The sequence below is a fragment of the Sulfuricurvum sp. genome (assembly GCF_028710345.1).
GTDB lineage: Bacteria > Campylobacterota > Campylobacteria > Campylobacterales > Sulfurimonadaceae > Sulfuricurvum.
The window spans coordinates 128,467-152,623 of record NZ_JAQTUH010000006.1 but is presented as its reverse complement, the minus strand read 5'-3'; the positions used below and the strand labels follow the sequence as shown (position 1 = coordinate 152,623).

General features: G+C 41.7%; 26 protein-coding genes. 21 read left to right on the top strand and 5 right to left on the bottom strand.

Annotated features, from left to right (window positions below; genetic code table 11):
• Positions 1 to 36: 36 nt before the first annotated feature.
• Both rpsB and tsf read left to right on the top strand, forming a co-directional pair.
• Positions 37 to 810, top strand: a complete 774-nt coding sequence (rpsB, locus tag PHC76_RS09560) for a 30S ribosomal protein S2 (RefSeq protein ID WP_299969484.1) — start codon at positions 37 to 39, stop codon at positions 808 to 810.
• A 2-nt stretch (positions 811 to 812) separates the two neighbouring features.
• On the top strand, positions 813 to 1,880 hold the full coding sequence (tsf, locus tag PHC76_RS09555; protein ID WP_299969487.1) for a translation elongation factor Ts: 1,068 nt from the start codon (positions 813 to 815) through the stop codon (positions 1,878 to 1,880).
• A gap of 55 nt (positions 1,881 to 1,935) precedes the next feature.
• Here tsf and PHC76_RS09550 read toward each other — a convergent pair whose 3' ends face one another.
• The gene (locus PHC76_RS09550; RefSeq protein WP_299969490.1) at positions 1,936 to 2,559 is read right to left on the bottom strand and encodes a hypothetical protein; all 624 of its coding nucleotides are present in this window, start codon (positions 2,557 to 2,559) and stop codon (positions 1,936 to 1,938) included.
• 77 nt (positions 2,560 to 2,636) lie between these two features.
• On the opposite strand from PHC76_RS09550, the gene PHC76_RS09545 reads away from it, so the two are divergent.
• Positions 2,637 to 3,281, top strand: coding sequence for an ABC transporter ATP-binding protein (locus tag PHC76_RS09545; protein WP_299969493.1), 645 nt, complete (start codon positions 2,637 to 2,639; stop codon positions 3,279 to 3,281).
• Between the two features lies 1 nt (position 3,282).
• A complete protein-coding gene (gene fliR / locus PHC76_RS09540; protein WP_299969496.1) occupies positions 3,283 to 4,047 on the top strand; it encodes a flagellar biosynthetic protein FliR in 765 nt (254 codons plus the stop codon).
• Here the strand turns inward: fliR and PHC76_RS09535 are convergent.
• A complete protein-coding gene (locus PHC76_RS09535) occupies positions 4,039 to 4,515 on the bottom strand; it encodes a hypothetical protein (protein ID WP_299969499.1) in 477 nt (158 codons plus the stop codon). The two genes, fliR and PHC76_RS09535, sit on opposite strands and share 9 nt — an antisense overlap.
• Positions 4,516 to 4,580: 65 nt before the next feature.
• Between PHC76_RS09535 and PHC76_RS09530 the strand changes: the two genes are divergently transcribed.
• The 4 genes from PHC76_RS09530 to argS all read left to right on the top strand — a co-directional run bounded on the left by PHC76_RS09530 (position 4,581) and on the right by argS (position 8,664).
• Positions 4,581 to 6,128: a hypothetical protein gene (locus PHC76_RS09530; protein ID WP_299969502.1), complete on the top strand. Its 1,548-nt coding sequence runs from the start codon at positions 4,581 to 4,583 to the stop codon at positions 6,126 to 6,128.
• Positions 6,125 to 6,742 (top strand): guanylate kinase, encoded by a 618-nt coding sequence (gene gmk, locus PHC76_RS09525; protein ID WP_299969505.1) that lies wholly within the window; start codon positions 6,125 to 6,127, stop codon positions 6,740 to 6,742. The genes PHC76_RS09530 and gmk overlap by 4 nt, the downstream gene beginning before the upstream one ends.
• Before the next feature lie 110 nt (positions 6,743 to 6,852).
• Positions 6,853 to 7,080, top strand: coding sequence for a twin-arginine translocase TatA/TatE family subunit (gene tatA / locus PHC76_RS09520; RefSeq protein WP_299969508.1), 228 nt, complete (start codon positions 6,853 to 6,855; stop codon positions 7,078 to 7,080).
• 3 nt (positions 7,081 to 7,083) lie between these two features.
• Positions 7,084 to 8,664 carry an arginine--tRNA ligase gene (gene argS / locus PHC76_RS09515; protein ID WP_299969511.1) on the top strand — a complete coding sequence of 527 codons (1,581 nt, stop codon included), beginning with the start codon at positions 7,084 to 7,086 and terminating at the stop codon, positions 8,662 to 8,664.
• A gap of 8 nt (positions 8,665 to 8,672) precedes the next feature.
• Here argS and PHC76_RS09510 read toward each other — a convergent pair whose 3' ends face one another.
• The gene (locus PHC76_RS09510) at positions 8,673 to 9,419 is read right to left on the bottom strand and encodes a flagellin (RefSeq protein WP_299969514.1); all 747 of its coding nucleotides are present in this window, start codon (positions 9,417 to 9,419) and stop codon (positions 8,673 to 8,675) included.
• A gap of 108 nt (positions 9,420 to 9,527) precedes the next feature.
• Between PHC76_RS09510 and aguB the strand changes: the two genes are divergently transcribed.
• From aguB to PHC76_RS09485, 5 genes are all read left to right on the top strand, one after another.
• The gene (aguB, locus tag PHC76_RS09505) at positions 9,528 to 10,379 is read left to right on the top strand and encodes an N-carbamoylputrescine amidase (RefSeq protein ID WP_299969517.1); all 852 of its coding nucleotides are present in this window, start codon (positions 9,528 to 9,530) and stop codon (positions 10,377 to 10,379) included.
• A gap of 71 nt (positions 10,380 to 10,450) precedes the next feature.
• On the top strand, positions 10,451 to 10,741 hold the full coding sequence (locus PHC76_RS09500; RefSeq protein ID WP_299969520.1) for a type II toxin-antitoxin system CcdA family antitoxin: 291 nt from the start codon (positions 10,451 to 10,453) through the stop codon (positions 10,739 to 10,741).
• Positions 10,741 to 11,052, top strand: a complete 312-nt coding sequence (locus PHC76_RS09495; RefSeq protein WP_299969523.1) for a CcdB family protein — start codon at positions 10,741 to 10,743, stop codon at positions 11,050 to 11,052. The genes PHC76_RS09500 and PHC76_RS09495 overlap by 1 nt, the downstream gene beginning before the upstream one ends.
• Positions 11,053 to 11,091: 39 nt before the next feature.
• Positions 11,092 to 11,772, top strand: a complete 681-nt coding sequence (locus PHC76_RS09490; protein WP_299969525.1) for a response regulator — start codon at positions 11,092 to 11,094, stop codon at positions 11,770 to 11,772.
• Positions 11,762 to 13,081 (top strand): HAMP domain-containing sensor histidine kinase, encoded by a 1,320-nt coding sequence (locus PHC76_RS09485; RefSeq protein WP_299969527.1) that lies wholly within the window; start codon positions 11,762 to 11,764, stop codon positions 13,079 to 13,081. The genes PHC76_RS09490 and PHC76_RS09485 overlap by 11 nt, the downstream gene beginning before the upstream one ends.
• Here PHC76_RS09485 and ccoG read toward each other — a convergent pair.
• Positions 13,075 to 14,403: a cytochrome c oxidase accessory protein CcoG gene (gene ccoG / locus PHC76_RS09480; protein WP_299969530.1), complete on the bottom strand. Its 1,329-nt coding sequence runs from the start codon at positions 14,401 to 14,403 to the stop codon at positions 13,075 to 13,077. The genes PHC76_RS09485 and ccoG overlap by 7 nt on opposite strands.
• Before the next feature lie 471 nt (positions 14,404 to 14,874).
• Between ccoG and PHC76_RS09475 the strand changes: the two genes are divergently transcribed.
• Positions 14,875 to 15,663, top strand: a complete 789-nt coding sequence (locus tag PHC76_RS09475) for a J domain-containing protein (protein WP_299969532.1) — start codon at positions 14,875 to 14,877, stop codon at positions 15,661 to 15,663.
• Here PHC76_RS09475 and PHC76_RS09470 read toward each other — a convergent pair.
• On the bottom strand, positions 15,660 to 15,989 hold the full coding sequence (locus tag PHC76_RS09470; RefSeq protein ID WP_299969534.1) for a hypothetical protein: 330 nt from the start codon (positions 15,987 to 15,989) through the stop codon (positions 15,660 to 15,662). The two genes, PHC76_RS09475 and PHC76_RS09470, sit on opposite strands and share 4 nt — an antisense overlap.
• Before the next feature lie 96 nt (positions 15,990 to 16,085).
• Here PHC76_RS09470 and PHC76_RS09465 point away from each other — a divergent pair, with 96 nt between their 5' ends.
• From PHC76_RS09465 to PHC76_RS09435, 7 genes are read left to right on the top strand one after another with little or no spacing between them, the layout of a single operon-like run.
• Positions 16,086 to 17,102 (top strand): aldo/keto reductase, encoded by a 1,017-nt coding sequence (locus PHC76_RS09465; protein WP_299969867.1) that lies wholly within the window; start codon positions 16,086 to 16,088, stop codon positions 17,100 to 17,102.
• The gene (locus PHC76_RS09460; protein ID WP_299969537.1) at positions 17,065 to 17,574 is read left to right on the top strand and encodes a hypothetical protein; all 510 of its coding nucleotides are present in this window, start codon (positions 17,065 to 17,067) and stop codon (positions 17,572 to 17,574) included. The genes PHC76_RS09465 and PHC76_RS09460 overlap by 38 nt, the downstream gene beginning before the upstream one ends.
• Entirely contained in the window at positions 17,561 to 18,709 is a 1,149-nt protein-coding gene (locus tag PHC76_RS09455; protein ID WP_299969540.1) for a pyridoxal phosphate-dependent aminotransferase, read from the top strand. The genes PHC76_RS09460 and PHC76_RS09455 overlap by 14 nt, the downstream gene beginning before the upstream one ends.
• 30 nt (positions 18,710 to 18,739) lie before the next feature.
• Positions 18,740 to 19,588: a deoxyribonuclease IV gene (nfo, locus tag PHC76_RS09450; RefSeq protein WP_299969543.1), complete on the top strand. Its 849-nt coding sequence runs from the start codon at positions 18,740 to 18,742 to the stop codon at positions 19,586 to 19,588.
• Complete coding sequence (locus tag PHC76_RS09445; protein WP_299969545.1) at positions 19,588 to 20,811, top strand: outer membrane protein transport protein; 1,224 nt, start codon at positions 19,588 to 19,590, stop codon at positions 20,809 to 20,811. Before nfo ends, PHC76_RS09445 begins: the two co-directional genes overlap by 1 nt.
• Complete coding sequence (locus tag PHC76_RS09440) at positions 20,811 to 22,355, top strand: long-chain-fatty-acid--CoA ligase (RefSeq protein WP_299969870.1); 1,545 nt, start codon at positions 20,811 to 20,813, stop codon at positions 22,353 to 22,355. Before PHC76_RS09445 ends, PHC76_RS09440 begins: the two co-directional genes overlap by 1 nt.
• Positions 22,352 to 24,088 (top strand): ATP-binding protein, encoded by a 1,737-nt coding sequence (locus PHC76_RS09435; RefSeq protein ID WP_299969548.1) that lies wholly within the window; start codon positions 22,352 to 22,354, stop codon positions 24,086 to 24,088. Before PHC76_RS09440 ends, PHC76_RS09435 begins: the two co-directional genes overlap by 4 nt.
• The last annotated feature ends 69 nt before the right edge of the window (positions 24,089 to 24,157 follow it).

Here is a 24,157-nt window from a genome sequence, read left to right as displayed (position 1 = left end):
CAACGAAGGACAAATATTTTAATACAGGAGTTACTCATGGTAACTATGAAAGACCTTTTAGAGTGCGGTGTACACTTCGGTCACCAAACACGTCGTTGGAACCCAAAAATGAAAAAATACATTTTCGGTGTTCGTAAAAACATTTATATCATCGATCTTCAAAAAACATTGCGTTTTTTCCGTGCTGCTTACCAACAAGTAGTAGATGCTGCTGCTGAGGGTCAAACAGTTCTTTTCGTAGGAACTAAAAAACAAGCTCGCGTTGCGATCCGTGACGGTGCTCTTGCATGTGGAATGCCATACGTTGATAACCGCTGGTTGGGTGGAATGTTGACTAACTTCCCAACAATCCAAAAATCAATCCGTAAACTTGAAATCATCGAAGAGATGCAAGCAAACGGACAAATCAACCTTTTGACTAAAAAAGAAGCGTTGATGATGAATCGTCAAAAAGAGAAATTGATTGCATACCTTGGTGGTATCCGTAACATGAAAACATTGCCGGATATGATGTTCGTTATCGATGCGGTAAAAGAACACATTGCGGTTCAAGAAGCTCGTAACCTCGGTATTCGTGTTGTTGCACCATTGGATACTAACTGTGATCCAGACGTTATCGACATTCCAATCCCTGGAAATGATGATGCAATCCGTTCTATCCAACTTTTCTGTAAAGAAATGGCAGAAGCGATCAATGAAGGTAAAGCACTTCGTAACGGTGGAAGCGAAGAAGCGGTTGTAGAAGAAGAAGTTGCGGCTGAAGAAGTTTTCGAAGCGGCTTCAGAAGAAGTTGTAGCAGAGGAAGCGTAATCATGGCAGAAATTACAGCAGCGATGGTCAAAGACCTCCGCGCAGCAACTGATGCGCCGATGATGGATTGTAAAAAAGCCCTTACAGAGTGTGATGGCGACATGGAAAAAGCAAAAGATTTTTTGCGTGACCGTGGTATGGCTCAAACTGCTAAAAAAGCAGACCGTGTAGCAGCTGAAGGGCTATTGGGGATCAAAATCTCTGATACTTTTGCATCTGCTTCATTGGTTGAGATCAACTCTGAAACCGATTTCGTTGCGAAAAACGATGGTTTCATTTCTCTTGTCGGAAACACAGCGGCGCACGTATTTACTACGGGTGTAAGCAGTGTAGAAGAGCTTAATGAAACATCATACGATGCTGGAACTTTCTCTGAGTATTTCACTGCTCAAGTAGCTCGTATCGGTGAAAAAATTGTTACACGTCGTTTTGTAACCCTCAATGCAGGTGACAACGGAATCGTAAACGGTTACGTTCACTCAAACGGTCGTGTCGGTGTTCTCGTAGCTATTTCATGTGATTCTCAAAAAACTGCGGATGCAATGGCTCCATTTGTTAAAAACGTAGCAATGCACGCAGCAGCGATGAAACCAACAACTTTGAGTTACCAAGATTTCGATCCACAATACGTTGCTGAAGAGACTATCGGACGTATCGAAGCGATCAAAACAGAGAACGAAGAGTTAGCACGTTTGAAAAAACCTCTTAAAAACGTTCCTCAATACATCTCTATGTCACAACTTACTTCAGAAGTTATGGCAGCAGCAGAAGAGGCTATCAAAGCGAAATTGATTGCTGATGGTAAACCGGAAAAAATCTGGCCGAACATCATCCCTGGTCAATTGGCACGTTTTGTGGATGACAATACTACTTTGGATAAAGAACAAGCATTGTTAGACCAAAAATACGTTATGGACGATTCTTTGACTGTGGCACAAGCACTTGCAAAAGAGGCTGCTGCTCACGGTGGAACTGCTACTATCGTTGAATTTGTGAAATACGAAGTCGGTGAAGGTATCGAAAAACAAGTCAATGACTTCGCAGCTGAAGTTGCTGCACAAATGGCGTAATCAAACCTTTTGGTTTGATACCCAATTTTATCTCCTCTTTTAAAACTCGTAAAATTTAATCTTTTCCTGCTACGAAACCGTTAAGAAAAATTTCAATTGCCTCTTTATATTGTTCTACAAGTGAAGAACCAGTGTAGGTCATAAGTTGAGTCATTCCATTTTTATTGGCAAAATAGTAGCTAAGATAAGAAAATTTAATCCCGCTGATAGTGCCTTCCATCTGCATAAATATTACCTTTTTTCCATTGACATTACGATATTCAGTCTGAACTATTTTGGCATCAGGTGCTACTTTACGTGCTCTTTGAAATGCAATTTTAATAATATCCTCAGTTTGTGATCCGATTGATTCATTAATCATTGCTGCATAAACTTCTCCCTGTTTATAGCGAAACTCATATTCACCAGTACCATCACTTTTTTTAAACGACCATGTATTTGGATCAATCCAAAGTTGAGTTGGATTTTTCTGACTTTGGATTGCGAAGGTCTGTTCTTTTGATTTAGTAAATATGTTAGGATTAAGCTGAATATTTATAGTTGCCTTCTGTTCAAGATATCGCCATGTCCCATTATCATCTAAAATTACCTGTGTACCGTTTTGGGTAAGTGCTGTCTGAATATCTGCTTGGCAATTTATGGCAAGTATTAGTGTGGAAATTGAAAGAATATATTTCATTGTTTAATCCTTGATAGAATGTTCATAGTATAATAGCACGCAACATATATTAATCTAATTTCTTTTATAATTCCCCTATGACACTATTAAAAGCAACATCATTATCTCATGCATTTGATTATCCTCTTTTTAACGATGTATCCATGGTTCTTGATGCCGGAGAATCAATCGCTATTGTTGGAGTAAGCGGAAGTGGTAAATCAACGTTGTTGCATATCCTCTCCTCACTCTTAAAACCCAATAGCGGCGAAGTGGAACTTTTCGGTAACGATATCTATTCTCTTAATGATAAAGCACTGGTAAAACTTCGCCGTCACGATTTGGGGTTGATCTACCAAAGCCACTATCTCTTTAAAGGGTTTAGTGCGTATGAAAACCTCGAAGTCGCATCGATATTAGCAGGGGAAAAAATCGATAATGCTCTTTTGGAACGGCTAGGAATCGAACATGTTATCTCGCAAAAAGTGACAGAACTCTCCGGTGGTCAGCAACAGCGTGTATCGATTGCCCGAATCCTCTCTAAAAAACCGCGTCTGATTTTCGCCGATGAGCCGACTGGAAATCTCGATCATGCAACCGCTCGTGAAGTGATGGATCTTTTTGTCGATTATTTAGAGGTGCATAGTGCGGGGATGGTGTTGGTAACGCACGATGAAGTGTTAGCATCCCGTTGTACTCATCTCTATCGTTTGATAGATGGGAAACTGGTTTTAGGGAAATAAGATGGAGTGGGCGGAGATATTTAGCGAGGGGAGAACGGCCGCTTTTATCCTCCTATTTACCCGCTTTAGTGCACTTTTTATGGCGGTTCCGATTTTTTCCCATGCTAATATCCCGATGTCACTTAAAGCGGCGATGGCATTTTTCTTTACTATCGTATTTTACAGCTCTCTCCCTCCTCTTCATATCCCACTGGATGCTATGACCCTTACTGTGGCGATACTTGGTGAGATGCTTTTTGGGCTCACCGTAGGGATAATTTTACAATTGGCGTACCATGTTATCACGTTCGCAGGGGGGCAAATATCGTTTATGATGGGTTTTACCCTCGCATCGGCTATTGATCCCCAATCGGGAGTTTCGATGCCGATTATCGGGCAATTTTTAGCATTGGTAGCATTGATGATACTTTTGGCTCTCGATTTACACCATTGGATAATACTCTTTGCCTCAGAGTCACTATCAACAGTCCCTTTGGGGGGATTTATGGTGACACCGGAACTTTTTAAATTTATTATCCATGGTATGGTCAATATGTTTGTGGTCGGTTTCATGATTGCTTTCCCGATTACGGCACTCTCGATGCTTGCCGATGTTATTTTTGGAATGCTCATGAAAACGATGCCGCAATTTAACTTGTTGGTTATCGGGATGCCGATTAAAATCGGTGTTGCGTTTTTGGTATTAATGGCGACGTTGAGTGCGACGATGCTGATCGTCAATTCTCAAATGCAAAATGCATTTCATATTTTAGAAAAATTATTTTAGATACGAGTGTGAACGTTTTTGGAGCGTTTGGAACTCTTTGTCCATAGTGGATATAAAGGCTGGCTCATCACTACAAAATACGATTTGTGTGGTGTTTAGGAGTATTTCTTCATCCAGTGAAGTGGAGAGTTGACAACCATAGAGGGTATCGATGAGAATTGATGTCCCCTCTAATTTTCGTTTATCATAGAGGGTAAGTTCAACATTTTTATACGCAATAAGGCTAGCGGGATCGTTTTTAGGTGTTGATGTTATCAGTGTGAGTGGGTACCCTTTTGTAGTGTTTTTTAGTAATATCTTTTTTAAAGAGAGATGATTCATCGTTGAAGTGAGAATAGTAATCGGGTGATTTTTTGACATCTGTGTAATCTCCGCTATAAAAGTAGAATACTCATCGGGAAGAAGATAAGTGAATGTCTGAGCGTTAAGTGTGGTAAAAAGTAAAATTAGGGAAAGATATTTTATCATTTTATTCTTTTTTGGTTACAATGATACCATTTAGCCCATAGAACATCAAGAAGGCAGAATTTGTTATGAGAATTTTATTATTAAACGATAATCCCGTTGTTCGTAAATTAGTTGCACTGAGTGCACAAAAGACAAAAGATGATTTGCATGTTGTGTGGTCGATGGATGAAATAGAGCATGAAACGTATGATCTGTTGATTATTGATGATGCTCAGTACAGTGATGATGCAATGGATGCAATCAACTATAAGATTACTTACAAGAGCTCTTTGTTGATGGCAACACGAGGAAGTGCTACCCCTGCCGGATTTGACAAAGTTATTAATAAGCCATTTTTACCTACAGATCTTGTCGAGCTCTTTACATCAATTGAGAAATCGCTCTCAACTACGTCCGAAGCAATGAAAGTGGAAGAGCGTGTAACTCCAATGATTGAGTTGGATACGCTATTGGATAATGAAGAGTTGGATGAGTTGATTGATGAAGGTGAAATAGGAAGTGTTAAAACCAATGTCCTTGATCATGATGAAGTACAAGAGTTGCAAGAACTCTTAGTCGGTACCGATGGTGAAGAGATATCATTGGATGATTTTGAATTTGATGAACCACTCTCTATGAATGAAGTTCACTTGGATGATCTTGATGAATTGAGTGAAGATCCATTAGATTTATCAGAGAATATTGGAGAAGATGAAGATGACCTACTCGCAATGCTGAATGACGATTCTCCAAAAGAAGAGAGTTTGGAATTTGATTCTTTTGATGATGCGATGATGGAAGATTTGGAGCTTGAAGATACTCTAGATCAACCAAATGAACTGATCGAAAAAGATGATAATACGATACTTGAGTCATCTATGTTGGATGATTTGGACGATGATTTACAAAGTTCTGTAGACGATGATGCATTACTCGATGATATGATGATGGAAGATTTGGATTCACCGGAGGAGAGTAGTATTGGAAGTTTGCCACCCTATGAGATAGAGGATGATGATTTTTCAAATTTACTGTCATTGGAAGAAGAGAGTGAAGAAGGTGTCGAAGAAGGGAGTGAAGATTTTACAGATTTACTCTCAATCGAGGAAGAATCAGAAAAGATGGAAGAAGAATTGAAATCTCCACTTAGCGATGATGAATTTGATGATTTAGAACAGCAGATTCACGATGCCGTCGGTGAACTTGATATGGACGATTTGGAGAGCGAATTTGATGAGGATGATTTAGGTTCACTTGAGCTGGAACCATTATCTTCTTTGGGATCATTGGATGGACTTGATTCACTCGATATGCTTGATGAGAAAGAGATTAAGCGAACTCTTGGTGAAGAAGTTGAAGAGGATGAGGAAGAGCCTGAAATCCGTGTCGGTGGTGGAGTACACTCCTCTTTGGATGCTGAAGCGTTAAATGAAGCTCTCAAGCTTTCATCGATTGAAGATTTAGGCAATGAATTGGATCTTTCCACCGAAATGGATAGTGTAGAGACGAAATCGCCTCAAGAGGGGATGGAAGCGTTGCAAGCACTTTTAAAAGCACTCTCTAACGATGAGGTAGCAAAATCGCTTAAAGGGCTTAATATAAGTATAAATATCAACTTTGGGAATGACAAGTGATTGAAAAAAATGGAGCTATTTTAGTCCTCTCAGGACCTAGCGGAGCTGGGAAAAGTTCTCTTATTAATAAAGTATTTAATGATATCGGTTCGAGCTATTTTTCGATATCGACAACAACACGACCGATGCGTGAGGGTGAGATTGATGGTATTCATTACCATTTTGTGACTCATGAGGAGTTTAAGCGTGAAGTAGATGAGGAGATGTTTCTAGAATATGCTCTTGTTCATGGAAACTATTACGGTACATCGCTAAGTCCAGTTAAACAAGCTCTTAAAGAGGGGAAACTGGTTATTTTTGATATCGATGTACAAGGTAATGATGCGGTACAAAATCGTCTAGCCGATATTACTACATCGGTCTTTATTACGACTCCCACAATGGATGAATTGAAACGACGTTTGCATAATCGCTCAACAGACAGCGAAGAGACTATCGCTAAACGTATTGATATGGCAACACGGGAAATTCAACGTATCACAGAATATGATTTTGTGATTATCAATGATGATATCGAAGTGGCCGCTCAAGCTCTTGTTACGATTGCCAAAGCGGCGCGGATGAAAATTCCGGCACAGCGTATTAACGAATTTGTTCAGCAATGGGATATGTGACGCGAATAATAGTATTTTTTGATAATAATCAGGATAAAAATATAAGGGCGTTTACAGCAACGAGCCGTTATACTGCTTGAATGTATTTTATAAAATAAGGAAACATATCTATGGGTAGTTTTAGCACAAGTCATTGGTTAATAGTTCTTGCAATTGTAGTTTTATTGTTCGGGGCAAAAAAAATACCGGATTTAGCAAAAGGTTTGGGTCAAGGGATTCGTAATTTCAAAAAAGAGATGAAAGAAGAAGATACACCTGCTACTCCTGAAGCTCCAAAACAAGTGGACACAGTAGCTACTACTGGTGTTGAAGCTCCTAAAACACATACACAAGCGTAACCCTTGAAGCAACGAGTCAGCGCGCTTTTGCGCGATAAATTTAATTGTGACGTTGTCTTGGAAAAGCCAAAAGATCGTTCTTTCGGCCATTTTTCTACCCCTATAGCATTTTCACTCTCCAAAGAACTTCGAAAATCCCCTATGATTATTGCTGAAGAGATTGCTAATTCATTTGCCGATGAGGAGATGTTTGGTGCGGTTGAATCGGTCAAAGGGTATATCAATTTTCGTCTCTCTGAGTCGTTTTTAAATGAGTATGCCTCGTGGGCACTCTCTCATGGTGAAGAGTTCGGATGTGCGGAGAAAAAAGGGACGGTTCTTCTCGAATTCGTGAGTGCTAATCCTACAGGACCACTCCATATTGGTCATGCTCGCGGTGCTGTGTATGGAGATACCCTTTTACGGCTCGGTCGCCATTTGGGGTACGATATTACCGCAGAGTATTATGTTAATGATGCGGGAAATCAAATCGATTTGTTGGGTGTATCGCTTCAGCTCGAAGGTCGAAGTTCTCTTTTAGGCGAAGAGATCGAGTGGCCGGAGAAATATTATCGCGGTGAGTATATGTCAGACCTTGCTCGCGATGTGTTTGAGCAGTTCGGTGAAGAGGCGTTGCGGGATGAGAGTCGCCAAAAAGAGCTGGCGCTTTGGGCTAAAGATAAAATTTTAGCTCTCATTGTCGATGATCTCGCGGGGGTTAATGTCCATTTTGATACATTTGTCAGTGAGGCCTCATTGTATGGTGAGTGGGATCGTGTTATGGCAAAAATGGGAGAGGGTGTTTATGTGGATGAGGGGAAAACCTTTATTCGCTCATCTGAATTCGGAGATGACCATGACCGTGTTGTTGTCCGTGAAGATGGACGCCCAACCTATCTCGCTGGAGACATTATCTACCACAACCAAAAATTGGAGCGTGGATATGAACACTACATTAATATCTGGGGTGCCGATCATCACGGATATATCGCTCGCGTAAAAGCGGCGGTCACCTTTTTAGGATATGACTCTGAAAAGCTAGAAGTACAGCTTTCTCAAATGGTCAGTCTTCTCAAAGACGGAGAACCGTTTAAAATGTCTAAACGGGCAGGTACGGTTATTCAAATGGGTGATGTGGTGGAAGAGATTGGATCAGATGCTTTGCGTTTTATGTTTGCGAGTAAAAAATGCGATACGGCATTAGAGTTTGATATCGAAGAGCTCAAACGTCAAGATAGCTCTAACCCAATCTATTACATTCAGTACGCGCATGCACGTATCCAAACCCTTATCTCTAAAAGTGAGATAGAGATGGAAACAATTATGGGTACTTCTTTGGTAGGATTGAGTGGTGATGCGGATGGATTGTTGTTTGAAGCGCTATTGCTCCCTGAGATTATCGATGATGCGTATGAGTCACGTCAAGTTCAAAAACTCCCCGATTATCTCAAAGCATTAGCGGCGAAACTCCATAAGTTTTATTATGATACCCGCGTTATCGGTGAAGCAGACGAAGCAAAGCTTCTTAAACTCCTCCTTGTCGTTGCACTATCGCTTAAAACAGGGCTCTCTCTCCTCGGCATCCAAGCCAAAGACCGGATGTAAATCCGGTTTTATCCTAATAATTTTCCAATTGTTTGACGAAGCGCATCATGTTGATGTGCCATCGCAATTTCTGCCATATTAAGTTTGGTATTGCTTTGTTGAAAATCACTGATTATTTTGGCAATATCGGTATCAGATAGTTGACTTTTCGCAGCAGATGTTGCACTCATTTTGTCAAGTAGGTTATTTGATGCAGTAACCAAACTATTGGTGGTAGACCCTATGTCTGATCCCGCTTGTGCTAAAGAGTCACGATAGGTTTGAATGGAATCTTGATTAACTATAGAAAGCGAAGAGGGAGTAAGTGAGGGGATAGATGAGGTGATACTACTCTCCCCTAATGAAAAAGTTTGGTTACTGCCAAAGAGAGATTGACCATTATAGCTACTACCGCTAATGCTTTGTTGCATCGATGCTACAGTATGGTTAAACTCACTTTGTAATGCTTGTTTTTGCGATTCATTTAATGATGCACTGTTGTAACGGACGCTTAGGTCATTGAGTGTTTGTGTTTGGTCATTTAAAAAATTGAGTGTTCCATCGGCAATCTGCATCATTGATATGCCATCATTAGCGTTCATAACCCCTTGAGACATCATAGAAATATCATTTTGCAAGCTGTCGGCAATGGAGCGAGAAGCACTGTCTTGTATTTCTAGTGCAACAGAGGATGCAATTTTTTCTAATGTTTTGTCCCGTTTGGAAGAGTCGATATTCATCTGAGGTAAGGTATTGTAAGATGGTTCAATTTTCATGGTAAAACCTCTATGAGACATTTTATTACACTAGGATAACACGCTATTGTTTAAGATTTAATAAGCACTCCGTTATAATTTTAGAAAGAATCTATTGAGGTTGGTATGATGGTAAAAGTAGCCGCAATTCAAATGCAAATGAGCACGGATAAAACTTCGAATGTCGCAAAAGCCGAATCGATGGTACGTGAAGCTTCCGCTAACGGAGCTAATATTATTTTAATTCCTGAACTGTTCGAGGGGTATTATTTTTGTAAAGATATGGACAAAAAGTATTTCGAATGGGCTCAACCCCTACAAAATAATCCCCTCGTTGGGCATTTTAGCGCGTTGGCAAAAGAGCTTGGGGTTGTGTTGCCGATTAGTTATTTTGAGCGTGACGGTGAGCGTTGTTTTAACTCACTGGTGATGATCGACTCTGATGGTACCGTGATGGAAAACTACCGCAAAACCCATATCCCTGATGGACCTGGGTATGAAGAGAAGTTTTATTTTGAGCCTGGGGATACGGGATTCAAAGTGTGGAAAACCGCGTTTGGAAATGTGGGTGTCGGTATCTGCTGGGATCAGTGGTTTCCCGAAACCGCTCGCTCACTTACCCTCATGGGAGCCGATATGATTTTCTATCCGACCGCTATCGGATCTGAGCCCGAAATCGGAGTTGATTCGGCGTCGCATTGGCAGCGGGTACAGATGGGGCACTCTGCGGCGAATATCATCCCCGTGATCGCCGCCAATCGCATCGGTGAAGAAGTCGGTGAGAGCTGTACTTTGACCTTTTATGGCTCTTCGTTTATCACCGATCATACGGGGCAAAAAGTAGCGGAAGCATCGCGAGATCGTGAGGAGATTCTCTACAGCGAGTTTGATCCTGTATCTATTTGCGAACATCGCCATTATTGGGGTCTTGTTCGTGACCGCCGTCCGGAGTGTTATGGGAAAATTACAGAGAGAAATTAAACTCTATACATTATTTCTCATGCTATACTATCGATAAATTATCGATATTTTATCGACAAAGGAGTGCTAAAATGGAAACAGTATCTTTCGGTACATTTAGCCATTTAAAAGCGGATGTTGTGGGGGAAATGCTCGATGCGATGGGTGAGATTATCGTTAAAATCAAACCAAAAAACCAAAAAGCTCGAACGCTCTCTATTATCGATGCTGAGCGACTTGAACGTCTCAAAACGTTTGAAATACGATATGAACGAGAGCAAAAAGCTGAGCGTTGGCGTGCGGAAAACAAAGAAGCGATTGAAGCGTTGAACGATTTTACGGTGAAATCGGGCGTATTTGCCTCAGAATATAGAGCTTTTTGATGGCACAGTTTGATTTGTATGAGAACCAAAACACGCAAACCAATGAAATGTATCCGTTTCTTTTAGATATTCAATCCGATATTTTAGGTGATCTGAATACAAGGCTAACCGTGCCGTTAGCTGTATCTCCGAAACAGTATAAAAGTTTACCCTTTACCCCTATGATCGAAGTTAATGGTAAAAACTACATGGTGATGTTTCATTTGATGGCATCGTATCCGATCAATGAATACGGTAGTGTTATTGGAAATCTTGAAAAAGATCGAAGTATCCTATTGGGTGCTTATGATTTTATGATTCAGGGGTATTAGTCCGTGATCGCCAATCATAGATTGTAAAGCAATAACGATATGGAAAAGTTAGCCACAAAAAATCTTCACGTTTTATATGTCGAAGACGATGATGTCGCGCGTGAAAACGGTATCGAGTACCTCGAAAACTACTTCGATCATGTTCATGCCGCTTCGGATGCTTTTGAAGGATTAAAACTCTATCGGGAGGTTCATCCCGAAATCATCATTACGGATATTCAGATGCCTAAACTCAACGGTTTAGAGTTTATTAAACAAATCCGTAAAGAGAATAAAGAGACTCAAATTATTGTCATTAGCGCGTACAGTGACACGACGTATCTTCTTCAGGCCATAGAGTTGCAGTTAGTCAAATACCTCATTAAACCGGTGCAGGAGAGCGCTTTTAAAGAAGCGTTGCATCAATGTATCGAAAGCATCCATCATAAAGATTCGAATATCATCAACCTTCCGGATAACACCTATTTTGACACGTACAATCAGACCCTTGTACGTGATGGTGACGTTGTTGCTTTACGGACGAAAGAACTTCAAATGTTGAGCCTGCTCCTCAAATATAAAAACCGCTATGTCACCTATAGCGAGATCGAAAACCATGTTTGGCGAGAGAGTGCCATGAGTAGCGATGCCCTTAAAACCCTGATGAAAAATCTCAAGGCAAAACTCCCTGCAAATCTCATTTCCAACCTCTCAGGGACAGGGTACAAAATTGAGTGCTGAAGCGTTCACCCACTTAGCCTACGGCGCAACGTTCGGCATTTTGCTGATGAGTATCGTCTATACGCTTGTGCGCTATGTCTACTCCAAAGAGATCATGTATATCAGCTATTGCGCCATGCAGGTTTTCTCTCTGGGATATATCAGCGCCTATAGTCATCTTTTCGCTCTTGCTCCTTTTGTGCAGGAGATTTTTCTTCTGCTAGCAACGCTAAGTGCCGTTATCTTTGCGATAACGTTTCATGAGGGAAATTTGATTCCAAAGATTGCTAATTTTAAAGAGTTGGTGATCAATACCCTTTTGCTCAATGTCGTCATTTTGACCGCCTTTTATCACTATATCCTTTTTGAATATCTTCCCTATACGGTGGTGTATGCGATTTTGTTTCTCTCAATCGTATTTAATCTCCGCTCAGGGTTTAAACCGACGATCGTTTATGTCATCGGATGGTCGTTGCTATGTATTTTGCTGTTTGTGTTTCAGCTCAAACAGGTGTACGTTGAACACGGCTATATCGATATTGTATTGGTGGCATTTGCAGTGGAAGCGGTGTTGTTTACGATCTCGATTTCGTATAAATACAATCTTTTCAAAAATCAGGCGCTCGATCATCAAAATATGTTGTTTCAACAGTCCAAAATGGCAAAAAGCGGTGAGATGATCGCCAATATCACTCACCAGTTTCGTCAACCCCTCAATAACCTCTCCTACCTGTTGATGAATTTGAAAAATCGGTATGAAAACCGTACGATAGACGATGCATATTTTGATAAGAAAATCGCTTCGGCGCAGGAACAGTTGCAGTTTTTATCCAAGACGATTGATGATTTCAAAGAGTTTTATACCCCTGCCAAAGCGAAAGAGCCTTTTTCCCTCACCGAAGCGATCCGCAATAGTGTTGCTGTTATTGCCCCCGATTTGAAGAGTAAGGGAATCGTATTGGAGGTTGTTGGTTGTGATGAAGAGATCGCTATTTTTGGAAAAAAGAATGAGCTCTCACAGGTTCTTTTGGCGTTGATCTCGAATGCATCGGATGCATTGAGCGGGGTGAGTGAACCAAAGATCATCCTTCGTAGCCACAGCAACGGGAGCGAAGCAATGATTAGACTCGAAGATAACGGGAGCGGGATTTCAAGCGATACGCTCGGAAAGATTTTTGACCCCTATTTTACGACGAAATCACAAGGGAGCGGGATCGGGCTCTATTTGTGCAAAATGATCATCGAAAAGAGCTTCGGAGGAAAAATAGAGGTCGAGAGCAAGGTTCGAGAGGGGAGCGCGTTTACCCTCTCGATGGTGCTCTATCACTGAGCTCGCGGATAGATAAAGGAGATCTCTTTGTCGACAGAGATTTTCGGATCTTCTTTTGCAAAGATAGTCAGTTTGACTTTCAACGCGGTGTCTCTTCGATCCGACTGCGATAGATTCTGATTCGTAGAGATCACCAATATCCGTTTTCGCATACCGTCGGTTTTGAGACGTAGCGCTTCAAAGCTATCGATATGGAAGTTTTTATCGTCCACTTTGACATCGTAGGTATAGGTTTGTTTTTGGGTATTGTGAATATTGACAATATAGTTGTTGCTCACGATACCCTCTTGCTCTTTGTAGAGTTCGTTTGGTTTATTGATATTGACCAACACCCGCTCTTGTTCCGATGCAAATACCGCTGCAAAAATCAATGACCCTGCCATAGCAATAAAATACATGATGTTGCGTTTTGAAAAAATACTACTTTGTAAATTTTGTAAAACCGATTTTGGACTTCCCCACTCGATCAGCGATTTTTTACCCAGTTTACCCATGACAGATGTACAAGCATCAGCGCATCCTAGACAGTTGATGCACTCTAGCTGCAACCCTTTTCGTATATCGATATGAGTAGGGCATACTTTGACACATGCTTCGCACGTGGTGCATTCTTCAGAACCCATCCACTGTTTGACATCGGTAATTCGTTTTTGATTTTCTGCATAAATCACACCGCCTCGATTGGTGTTATAGACGACGTGTTTGGTATTATCATCATAAAGTACGGTTTGAATACGTGAATAGGGGCATAGATAGGTACAAAAACTCTCTTGCATCCAGACAATATCATAAATCAAAAATGCCGCAGTTGTAGCAATGAAGATAACAATAAAGAGATGATCTTGCGGGTGTTGTATGTAGGTGAAGAAATCTTCGGGAGGGACGAAGTACCAGATAAAGTTGGTCGATGCAGTTATGGCGATCAGTGCCCAGAGTAAAAAACCGACAACGACTTTGACCTTATTTTCAAGAGATGAGGTATTCATCCGCTTTTGTTTGTTCGCATTATTTCTCAAATCGAGGAGGGTTCCTTGAATCAAATCCCGATAAATGGTTCGAAAAATTGTCTGAGGACATCCCCATCCGCACCACGCTCTACCAAGTATGGAGGTGAGGGCAAAAATCCCGATAAACAGAAACATGAGCAAAAACGGCATGATGTAAAACTCGTTGACATCGTATGCCAATCCCATGAAATGAAACTGGAGCTTCTCAAATGAGAGAAGCAAAAGGTGGTTGTCATTGACCCTCATAAACGGAACGGTGAAGATAAAGAGGGTGACAAAGGCATAGAACCAATATCGTTTAGTCGCATAAGACATATAGACTCCTTGAAGATAGAATAGAGAACTGTAGAAAAATAAAGTGTCTTTTTGGTGGTATGACTATATTTTTAATGGCTAAGCAATAAAGTTAGGAAAAAAAAGAGAAATTGAAAAGCTAGTGAGAGGTGTAATGGAAAAGCTGATTTACGAGAGATATAGTAAGTTAAATAGCTAAAAATGTATTGCCCTCATCATCATGGTCGAGCATAAAATCTCCCGTCTATAGAAACGAATGCATCCGTTTTAGTGGCAGGGACAAATGTCCCTTGCAACCCCCTAAAGCTACAAAAACTACGTTTTTGAGAATTTCAGTGGTATTTATACGCTCTTTTTGGTAAAGTGCGTAAGGTCAGCCTCTAATAAAGTTAGAAAGTGTACAAGGGATGATTATAGATTGATTGCGAAAAAAATATTTTTTGGAACTCTTTTTGCTTTACTTGAAGTAAATAATTACTTCGGGGGGTATCCGTGAGAGTCGTTTTACGCAACAACGCTATCTTTGTTCAAGGGGAAAATACAACCCTCGAAGAGCCGTGGATGGAAGAGTTTTTCGATCATCATATACAAAATACCCTTTTCTTGGATAATGGAGTATTGGTACTCAACAGTGACGCATCATCAGAGCAAAAAGAGGAATTTTTAGACTCTTTAAGTGATCGTTACACCAAAGCACATGATCTTAACAGCCATTTTTATCGTCGTTCCCTCAAAAAATGTCGTACCGCTGCGGTACGCATAGAGATGCCGTATCGACAGAGTGAAAAAGTTGACGTAGAGTTGTATGCCTTTGGCCCGAGTCGCGTTAAAATCACTTTTTTGAGTGATAATCGCTGGGTTATGCGCTATCTCAAACAACAACTCTCTTCGTTGGTTCTCAGTAGTACGTCAAACCAAATTTATATCGATGTAAGTTCCATGTCGGCAAAAACGCGTCTCGAAAAAGCACTTAACCGTCGCGAAGTACTTCATTACCAAATCAATTACAGCTATGACGATGATTTTATGAGTAAGTTATACGGACAATTTAGCGGATGGAGTTTTAATAGCGATGAGATGGATAAAATGATCCGTTATCATGCGATTTTTGAACTGCCGATGGGGAGTAAACCTCATGATTTGAAAAAACGCTATCGGCAGTTGGCAAAAAAATACCATCCCGACAGCGTCAGCACTCAAAGTCCTGAAGTAGTCAATCGATATACTGAAAAATTTAAACTCCTCCAAGAGGCGTATGACGCTCTCAGAGCTGCGAGTTAAGCTTCCAGTGCGGATGAAATTTTAGAGAGAATCTCACCGATTTTTTGGGCAAAAGCATCAAGTTGTTCTTTATCGTCCGATGTGAATTCTTTACCTGCACTCAACTCTTCAAGCAAATCAAGCATCGATAAAAGATAGTCACGGTGTTGTGCACACTCATGGCACACGGTAGCACTTTCACTCATCCCATTATTCATGGTTACGTAGGCTTTGTCGGTCATTTCACTCAAAATTGTGAAATAATTTTGATCTTTAGCAACATTTGAGCTAAGGATAGACTCTATCTCCATAAACTGTGCTTGAGCTTGTCGAACGATTTCCAACATTATATACTCCTGTTTTAATATTTATGATTTTAAGTATTGTAGCTTAAAAACGGTAGAATACAATTACTAAATGATTACTTGATGAAAAGAGAAACTATGGAATATCGTTATATCGGACGGAGTGGTTTACGGGTATCTCCTGTGTGCATGGGGACAATGACATTTGGGAGCCAGTGCGATGAAAAAGAGGCTTTTAAGATCATGGATAGGGCGTATGATGCGGGGGTAAACTTTTTCGATACCGCCGAACTTTACCCTGTCCCACCAGAGGAGAAGCTATCTGGATTGACTGAAGAGATGGTGGGACGGTGGCTCAAAACCAAACCACGAGAGAGTGTTATCCTCGCAACCAAAGTAGCCGGTGCCGCATCTGGGTGGTTCGTCCCCCCAATCCGTCACGGATATACGGCGTGTGATCGGTTTCATATCGAGCGAGCGATAGAGGGGTCATTAAAACGGTTAGGTACTGATTATATCGACCTTTATCAGATGCATTGGCCCGATTCGGTAGTGCCGATAGAGGAGACGATGAGGGCGTTTGATGCACTGGTGCAAAGTGGAAAAGTACGTTATATCGGAACATCAAACGATACTGCGCGGGGGACGATGAAATCGCTCATGGTGAGTAAATATGAAACACTTGCCCGATTCGAATCGATTCAAAATAACTTTTCTCTCCTAAATCGTCGTGATTTAACTGAGATAGGGGCGTTATGCCGTGAAGAGAAAATTTCACTTCTTCCGTATTCACCGTTGGGGGGAGGGGTGCTGAGTGGAAAGTATAATCAATCCAGTGTTGCACAAGGGCGTTTTAGTGATTACGTCAACTCTCCTAATCGTCGTCAGCGTCTTATGGCGGCACGATTTTTGAACGATAAAACATTAGCATCTACGCAAGAGTATTTAAAAATTGCCCATGAAGCCGGATTTCATCCTGTAACAATGGCGATAGCGTGGAGCAAACAGTTCGATTTTGTCGCTTCAACGATTATCGGAGCAACGTCGGTTGAGCAACTCGAACCCTCGTTGGCAGCGATGGAAGTGAGCCTATCGCAAGAGGTGTTACAAAAATTGGATGAAGTACATGCAAAAATTCTCTATCCTATGGGTTAGTCTATTGGTGGTTCTGATAAGTGGGTGTTCCTCACACCATTTCACTATCAGTCAACCCAAGCTAATAACACTAAAAACACCCAAAATCAAATATTCCGACATGGGATATCTCCGCTACGACAACGATGCCGTGCAGGTGGAGTTATTCACAGCCGGGGTCTCTATCGAAAAGATTACATTGGATAGTGATGTGTGTGTTAGTGCAGGGTGTATGAGCGAAGAGAAGTTTGTCAAAGAGTATCTGAATCCTGCTTATCCGAGTGATACGATGCGTCGAATCCTCCAAAATATGGACATATTCAAAGGAGAGGGAAAGCGCGAGAGTTGTGGTGGCAATATCTATCAATACATACGTAACGATGCGATGGATATTGTCTATAAACGGACAGCGGGAGAGATCTATTTTAAAGACCGATTGAACAATCTAATGATACGAATCGAAGATGTAAAGGAGAACAATGCGACTGAGTGAACGAAGTTCTCATGTAGAACAATCCCATATCCGCTCGATGACACGAGCGTGTAATGCCCTAGATGGAATCAATATGGCGCAAGGGGTGTGCGATCTCGAAGTGCCTCGTGAAGTGATTGAGGGGGCGTATGCGGCGATGAATGATGGGGTGAATATCTATACCCCGACTGAAGGGTTACCACGATTACGCAATGCAATAACCGCTAAAATGAAACGGTTTTACGAGGTTGAGATTCAGCCTGAGCAGGTATTGGTCTCTGATGGGGCGACGGGAGCGTTTTATACGGCGTGTATGGCATTGCTCAACCCACTCGATGAGGTGATATTGTTCGAACCTTACTATGGTTATCACCGCTCCACGTTGACATCATTGGGAGTTGTCTCTACCTTTGTCCGTCTCGAAGCACCTGAATGGAAACTCGATATGGAAGCCCTCGAAGCAGTGGTGAGCCCAAAAACGAGAGCCATGGTTATCTGTAACCCCGCCAACCCAAGCGGTAAAGTCTACACCCGCGACGAACTCGAAGAGATAGGGCAATTTGCCGAAAAACACGATTTGATAGTCTTTGCCGATGAGATGTATGAGCACTTTGTATACGGCGATGCACTCCATATCACCGCACTTAGTGTGAAAAGTTTGAGAGAGCGATGTGTCGTGCTATCAGGCTTTTCGAAAGTGTTCAGCATCACAGGATGGCGATTGGGATACGCGATAGCACCCGTGAGCGTTATCGAAGCGATGGCACAACTCAACGATCTCATCTATGTCTGTGCCCCCGCACCGTTACAGATCGGTGCAGCGGTTGGATTAGAGAGTATAGGCGATGGTTATTACACGAAACTCTCTATCATCCATGAGCATAAACGTGACCTCTTTTGTAACGCGTTACGTGATGCGGGGCTGATTCCAAGCGTCCCTTCGGGTGCCTATTACGTCATGTGCGACGTGAGCAGTGTGCGTGGTAATGATGATTTTGAAAAAGCGATGGAAATTTTAGAAAAAACAGGGGTTGCTTCGGTACCGGGACGGGCATTTTATCACGATGATGCAGGGAAAAATATGGTGCGCTTTTGCTACTCTAAACCGCTTGATATACTCGAAGAGGCTATGATGCGAATTCGAAAATTGCGCTAAAATAGCGATATTAAATAATCAGGAATATTAATGTCTAAATTTGTCGGTGCTCACGTTTCCGCTTCGGGCGGTGTTTTTAACGCCCCTCTTAATGCAATGAAAATCGGGGCAAAAGCGTTTGCCCTTTTTACCAAAAACCAAAAACAGTGGGCGGCGAAGCCTCTCGATAATGAGACGATAGCACTGTTTCAAGCCAATCTTGCCAAAAGCGGAATCTTGCCAAAACACATTCTTCCTCACGATTCGTATCTCATCAATCTCGGTCATCCCGAAGAGGATAAACGGCAAAAATCGCTCGAAGCATTTATTGATGAGGTGAATCGTTGTTCTCAGCTGGGATTGGATCGGTTGAACTTCCATCCGGGGAGTCATTTGAAACAAATCAGTGAAGAAGAGTGTATTGATCGTATCGCATTCAGTATGAATGAAGCGTTAAGTGTTACGAATGGTGTCACACTCGTAATCGAAAATACGGCGGGTCAAGGGTCAAATTTAGGATGGCGTTTTGAACATCTAAATGCCATAATAGAGCGTATAGAGGACAAATCAAGAGTAGGTGTTTGTATCGATACGTGCCATATGTTTACAGCAGGTTATGATATTCGAACTCGAGAGGCGTATGATGCAACATGGAAAGAGTTTGATACAATTGTAGGGTTCAACTATCTCAAAGGGATGCACATTAACGATTCTAAACCAGACCTAGGAAGCCATGTGGATCGCCATGATTCACTGGGTAAAGGGAAAATAGGTTTGGAAGCGTTTGGATTTATCATGAATGATTCACGGATGGATGATATTCCACTCGTCCTTGAAACCATTGATGAGACGATTTGGGCTCAAGAGATAGCACTTTTATATTCACTACAGGAGAAATAATGCGTATCATCACTTTATCGGTATTGACTGCCGCAACACTATTGGCAGGGGGGTATAAAATCCCAGAGAGTTCACTCAATGCAACGGCACTTGGTGCAGCGTATGTGGCAAATGCACACGGCGCGGATGCGGCATATTATAATCCTGCTGCAATGGTCTATAATGATGATGCGGGGTTGCTCGAAGTCGATGCAACCTATATAGGACTCTCTAAAATTCACTATGCATCAACCAGTGGTGCATATAATATTGATTCAAAAAGTGAATCATTTTTGGTTCCAACACTCCATTTTACCTCTAAAAAATTGGGGGATAACGGTGCTCGTGTAGGGTTGAGTATTGTTGCTCCGGCGGGATTGTCAAAACGGTGGGATTCTCAACCGGCGAAATCGAGTGCGGAAGAGTTTACCCTTCAAACGATAGAGGTTAACCCTACTATGGCAGTGCCGTTGAGTAATACGATGAGTTTAGGGGTTGGCTTTCGAATCGTTCGGACAGACGGTGTTGTAAAAAGTAATACCGGAGCTACACAGGTGTCTCGCGATTTGACCGGAGATGCAATCGATTATGGTTATAACTTGGCGCTTAATTATCGACCTCTTAATAATCTTTCACTTGCGGCAACCTATCGTTCAAAAATTTCTTTGGATGTTGAGGGAAGTGCAACGCTTAATTATCTTCCATCTGCTTATCCAACACATGCTGCTTACAGCGGTCCAGCCAGTGTTTCTATTCCACTGCCTGCTGCTCTCAACCTTGCGACAGCTTATACGTTTGAAACGGAGACTACCGTAGAAGCGGTATATGAGCGAACCTATTGGTCAGCGTATAAAAATTTGGATTTTGACTACAGTGGAACACCAAATGCCGCGACAGTTGCTTTTGGGACTCCTATACCAAAAAATTATGAAAACACTAATACTTACCGTCTTGGCTTGACTCAAAAAATTGATAAACTAACGGCAATGGCAGGGATTGCGTATGATGAAAGTCCAACACCGGAAGCAACATTAGGGTATGAACTTCCCGATTCTAATGCATGGATTTTTTCTCTTGGTGCTCGTTATCAAATCACCCCTTCATGGAATATCGGTTTAGCCGGATTAGTTGATATGAAAGAATCACGTGAAGTACACCAGAGTAGTGGTAGTAATCCCGTCAATGGAGAGTTTTCTAACGCAAAAGCCTATTTGGTTACCGCCGGAATCGAGTACCGCTTTTGATCTCGTATCCGTATTCTAACTTTTATGAAATGCTCTTCTCCGTTTCGGAAGAGAAATCTTCCAAAAAGGTTATCTTTATCGAGGATAAGAGCTTTACCTATACACAATTTTTAGAGAGTGTTGATCAACTTGCCCGTGCATTAGAACTGATAGGGATCGGAGGGGGTGATAGGGTTGCTCTTATCTGCCCCAACAGTGTAGAGTTTGTCCAAAGTGTCTTTGCTATCAGTAAGCTCGGTGCGGTAACCGTACCGATTAACACGATGCTTAAAAATGAGGAATATTCCTATATTTTAGACGATTGCGGTGCGAAACTACTGATTACTGCTTCTAAATTTGCCAAAGAGGTTGAGTCACTGTGCACAGCCGTCGCATCATTAGAACATACTATCTGGATTGATAAAGCCCCAAAAGAGGATCGATGCCATTTGGTATTGGATGAGATTCTCTCTACCCATTTACACACCCATACCCCAAGTTCAGCAAAACTCGATGACACCGCCGTCATCTTTTATACCTCCGGTACGACGGGACATCCAAAGGGTGCGATGATTAGTAATCGAAACCTTTTTTCAAACCTTGTCGCTGCACGTGAGCGTTTTGATTTGAGTTCACGGGATCGTTTCATCGTCTATCTCCCTATGTTTCATTCGTTTACGTTTTCGATTATGGTGATACTCCCGTTTTTCGTGCAGGCCTCTTTTGTGATCATCCCTTCTATTCTGCCGTTTAGTAATATTATTAAGCAAACATTACTCAAACAAGTAACGATATTTATGGGTGTACCTGATATTTACAATGCCCTTATCCGCGCGAAATTACCGTGGTATTTTTTGTGGTTTAACCGTATTCGTGTTTTTGTTTCCGGGGGATCGGCGCTAAACCAAGACACCCTTAACCGATTTCGTGCAACGTTTAAGCGTGCTACGATGTTAGAGGGGTATGGATTGAGTGAATGTTCTCCTGCGGTGATTATTAATCCGATAGAGAAACAAAAAACCCTCTCAGTCGGATTACCGCTCTATGGGTATGAGGTAAAAATTGTCAATGAGGAGATGGTTGAGCTCCCTATTGGTGAAGCGGGTGAGTTGATTGTCAAAGGGGACTGTGTTATGCAGGGGTATTTGAACAATCCATCCGAGAGTGCCGAAACGATCCAAAACGGCTGGCTTCGTACCGGTGATATCGCCAAAGTGGACGAAGAGGGATACGTTTATATCGTCGATCGTATTAAAGATTTGATTATCTCGAAAGGGATCAATATCTATCCACGCCAGATTGAAGAGCAGATGATGCTGTTACCCAGTGTTAAGCTTGCGGCGGTAATCGGTATGAACGATCCGCACAGCGGAGAGGTTCCGATTGCGTTTATCGAACTCGAAGAGGGGTTTGAACAGACAACTCCCGCTCAAATCAAAGCTCAACTCAAAGAGCATCTCGCCGCCTTTAAAATCCCTAAAACGATAACTGTGGTAGAATCTCTCCCGAAAACTGCCACCGGAAAAGTACTCAAACGAGTGTTAAAACAACAAGGAAACTATTGAAATATCTGATTGATTTTTTAGAGAACAAACATATCGAGAAAACCCACATTTTTGCCCAACTCAAATGTACGATAGATGAGGCAAAAATTTTACAGCTTCTCACCCGAAAATTTTTGCAGTCCCAAGAGGACGTAGCCGTTTTTGAGCTATTGCAAGAGATTTACGGAGCAGAAAGCTACGATTACCTTGCCCATTTTAACGAAGTCAAAACCCTTTTGGAATTGGGATGGATTACCCACCACTCCTTTACTCCGATTAAAATTAGTGAGTTGTCTCAGTTGGAGCTTTTTAATACTCCCGTGGCATTGACGTCGATATTTATGAAACTTCTCGAAGAGGGGTCATTAGAGATGACACTCCCTGAGATTAAACCTTATGCCGATCATTTGGAGTATCTCCAAGATCAATTTTTTCGTATCGAGTTGTACCAAAAAATGTCGATTGTCCGTCATAGCGGAAACGACCATTCACTTGGAGTGAACCGTATTCAGAGCAAACTGGACTTACTCGAAAAACGGATCGGTGAGCGGATTGCACAAACCTCTCAAGATGTGGTATTGGATCGTTTTTTTAAACAAAAAAAGCTTGAGCCCAAAGAGCAAGTGATTTTTTTAGCACTGCTAAAAGAGGAGTACAGTGCGACCGAGGGGAATTTAAGAGAGATGAATACCCTCATCGATTTGATTAGTTTTGATGATTATGAGCGGATCAAAAACCGTGCGTTGCTCGAAGATGGGGCGCGACTTATTAACGATGACGTGATCGATTATGAAGAGATGCTCAACCCATTTGGGGGGATTTCACGGGCATTTTACATTGTCGATGAGGTACTTCAGTCGATTATGCATCCCCAAAAAAAGAAAAAAGCGAGCAAACTTAAACTCGATATGCTCATTAAAGAGCAGGAGATTTTTGAACTCATCGAACCGATCACCTCTTTGGAGAACGTGGTACTGAATCCATCAACCGAAAAAACCCTCCAAAACCTGATGCGTCAGTTGGATCGCGAAGTGATTGCCCGTCTCCATGCGTGGGGGGTAAAAGATAAAAAAGCGGGGATTGATGCCCGTATTATTTTTTACGGCCCTCCGGGTACTGGGAAAACATTAACCGCCCACTCACTCTCACGTTCACTCAAGCGTCAAGTGCTTAGTTTTGATTGTTCCAAAATCCTCTCGATGTATGTGGGAGAATCGGAAAAAAATGTCCGTAAAATCTTCGATACCTATGCCGATTTGACGGCACAGACCAAAACTGAGCCGATTTTGCTCCTCAACGAAGCCGACCAGTTTTTAGCATCACGTTCCGCAGGAGTAGGCTCATCTGCCGATCAAATGCACAATCAGATGCAAAATATCTTTTTAGAGCAAATCGAGAAGTTCCAAGGGATTTTGATTGCAACCACCAACCTCCTCGAAAACATTGACCAAGCATTTTCTCGTCGTTTTAACTACAAAATCGAGTTTAAAAAGCCCGATCAATCGCAACGCTTAAAACTGTGGGAGATGATGCTTCCGAAAAATGCTCCGTTTGAAGAGGGATTTGATGTGAACAAATTGACATCGCACCCACTAACGGGGGGGCAAATTAATCTGATTGTAAAAAATACCGCTTACAACGTAGCCGCACGCGATAACGCGATTTTTATGTTGAGCGATTTTGAAGATGAGATACGAAAAGAGAAAGCGGGAAGCTTCGATAACGAAAAATCGGTTGGGTTTTTGAACCGATAAAATCTCTCTCAAGAATAAATCAGTCGTGCTAAGATAACAATCTTTGTAATACTAGTATAATATATGCTA

Bases quoted from the DNA above. Each gene is read 5' to 3' on its own strand.
- rpsB (WP_299969484.1), top strand. From the start codon at position 37: ATGGTAACTATGAAAGACCTTTTAGAGTGCGGTGTACACTTCGGTCAC.
- tsf (WP_299969487.1), top strand. From the start codon at position 813: ATGGCAGAAATTACAGCAGCGATGGTCAAAGACCTCCGCGCAGCAACT.
- PHC76_RS09550 (WP_299969490.1), bottom strand. From the start codon at position 2,559: ATGAAATATATTCTTTCAATTTCCACACTAATACTTGCCATAAATTGC.
- PHC76_RS09545 (WP_299969493.1), top strand. From the start codon at position 2,637: ATGACACTATTAAAAGCAACATCATTATCTCATGCATTTGATTATCCT.
- fliR (WP_299969496.1), top strand. From the start codon at position 3,283: ATGGAGTGGGCGGAGATATTTAGCGAGGGGAGAACGGCCGCTTTTATC.
- PHC76_RS09535 (WP_299969499.1), bottom strand. From the start codon at position 4,515: ATGATAAAATATCTTTCCCTAATTTTACTTTTTACCACACTTAACGCT.
- PHC76_RS09530 (WP_299969502.1), top strand. From the start codon at position 4,581: ATGAGAATTTTATTATTAAACGATAATCCCGTTGTTCGTAAATTAGTT.
- tatA (WP_299969508.1), top strand. From the start codon at position 6,853: ATGGGTAGTTTTAGCACAAGTCATTGGTTAATAGTTCTTGCAATTGTA.
- PHC76_RS09510 (WP_299969514.1), bottom strand. From the start codon at position 9,419: ATGAAAATTGAACCATCTTACAATACCTTACCTCAGATGAATATCGAC.
- aguB (WP_299969517.1), top strand. From the start codon at position 9,528: ATGGTAAAAGTAGCCGCAATTCAAATGCAAATGAGCACGGATAAAACT.
- PHC76_RS09500 (WP_299969520.1), top strand. From the start codon at position 10,451: ATGGAAACAGTATCTTTCGGTACATTTAGCCATTTAAAAGCGGATGTT.
- PHC76_RS09495 (WP_299969523.1), top strand. From the start codon at position 10,741: ATGGCACAGTTTGATTTGTATGAGAACCAAAACACGCAAACCAATGAA.
- PHC76_RS09490 (WP_299969525.1), top strand. From the start codon at position 11,092: ATGGAAAAGTTAGCCACAAAAAATCTTCACGTTTTATATGTCGAAGAC.
- ccoG (WP_299969530.1), bottom strand. From the start codon at position 14,403: ATGTCTTATGCGACTAAACGATATTGGTTCTATGCCTTTGTCACCCTC.
- PHC76_RS09470 (WP_299969534.1), bottom strand. From the start codon at position 15,989: ATGTTGGAAATCGTTCGACAAGCTCAAGCACAGTTTATGGAGATAGAG.
- PHC76_RS09465 (WP_299969867.1), top strand. From the start codon at position 16,086: ATGGAATATCGTTATATCGGACGGAGTGGTTTACGGGTATCTCCTGTG.
- PHC76_RS09460 (WP_299969537.1), top strand. From the start codon at position 17,065: ATGAAGTACATGCAAAAATTCTCTATCCTATGGGTTAGTCTATTGGTG.
- PHC76_RS09455 (WP_299969540.1), top strand. From the start codon at position 17,561: ATGCGACTGAGTGAACGAAGTTCTCATGTAGAACAATCCCATATCCGC.
- nfo (WP_299969543.1), top strand. From the start codon at position 18,740: ATGTCTAAATTTGTCGGTGCTCACGTTTCCGCTTCGGGCGGTGTTTTT.
- PHC76_RS09445 (WP_299969545.1), top strand. From the start codon at position 19,588: ATGCGTATCATCACTTTATCGGTATTGACTGCCGCAACACTATTGGCA.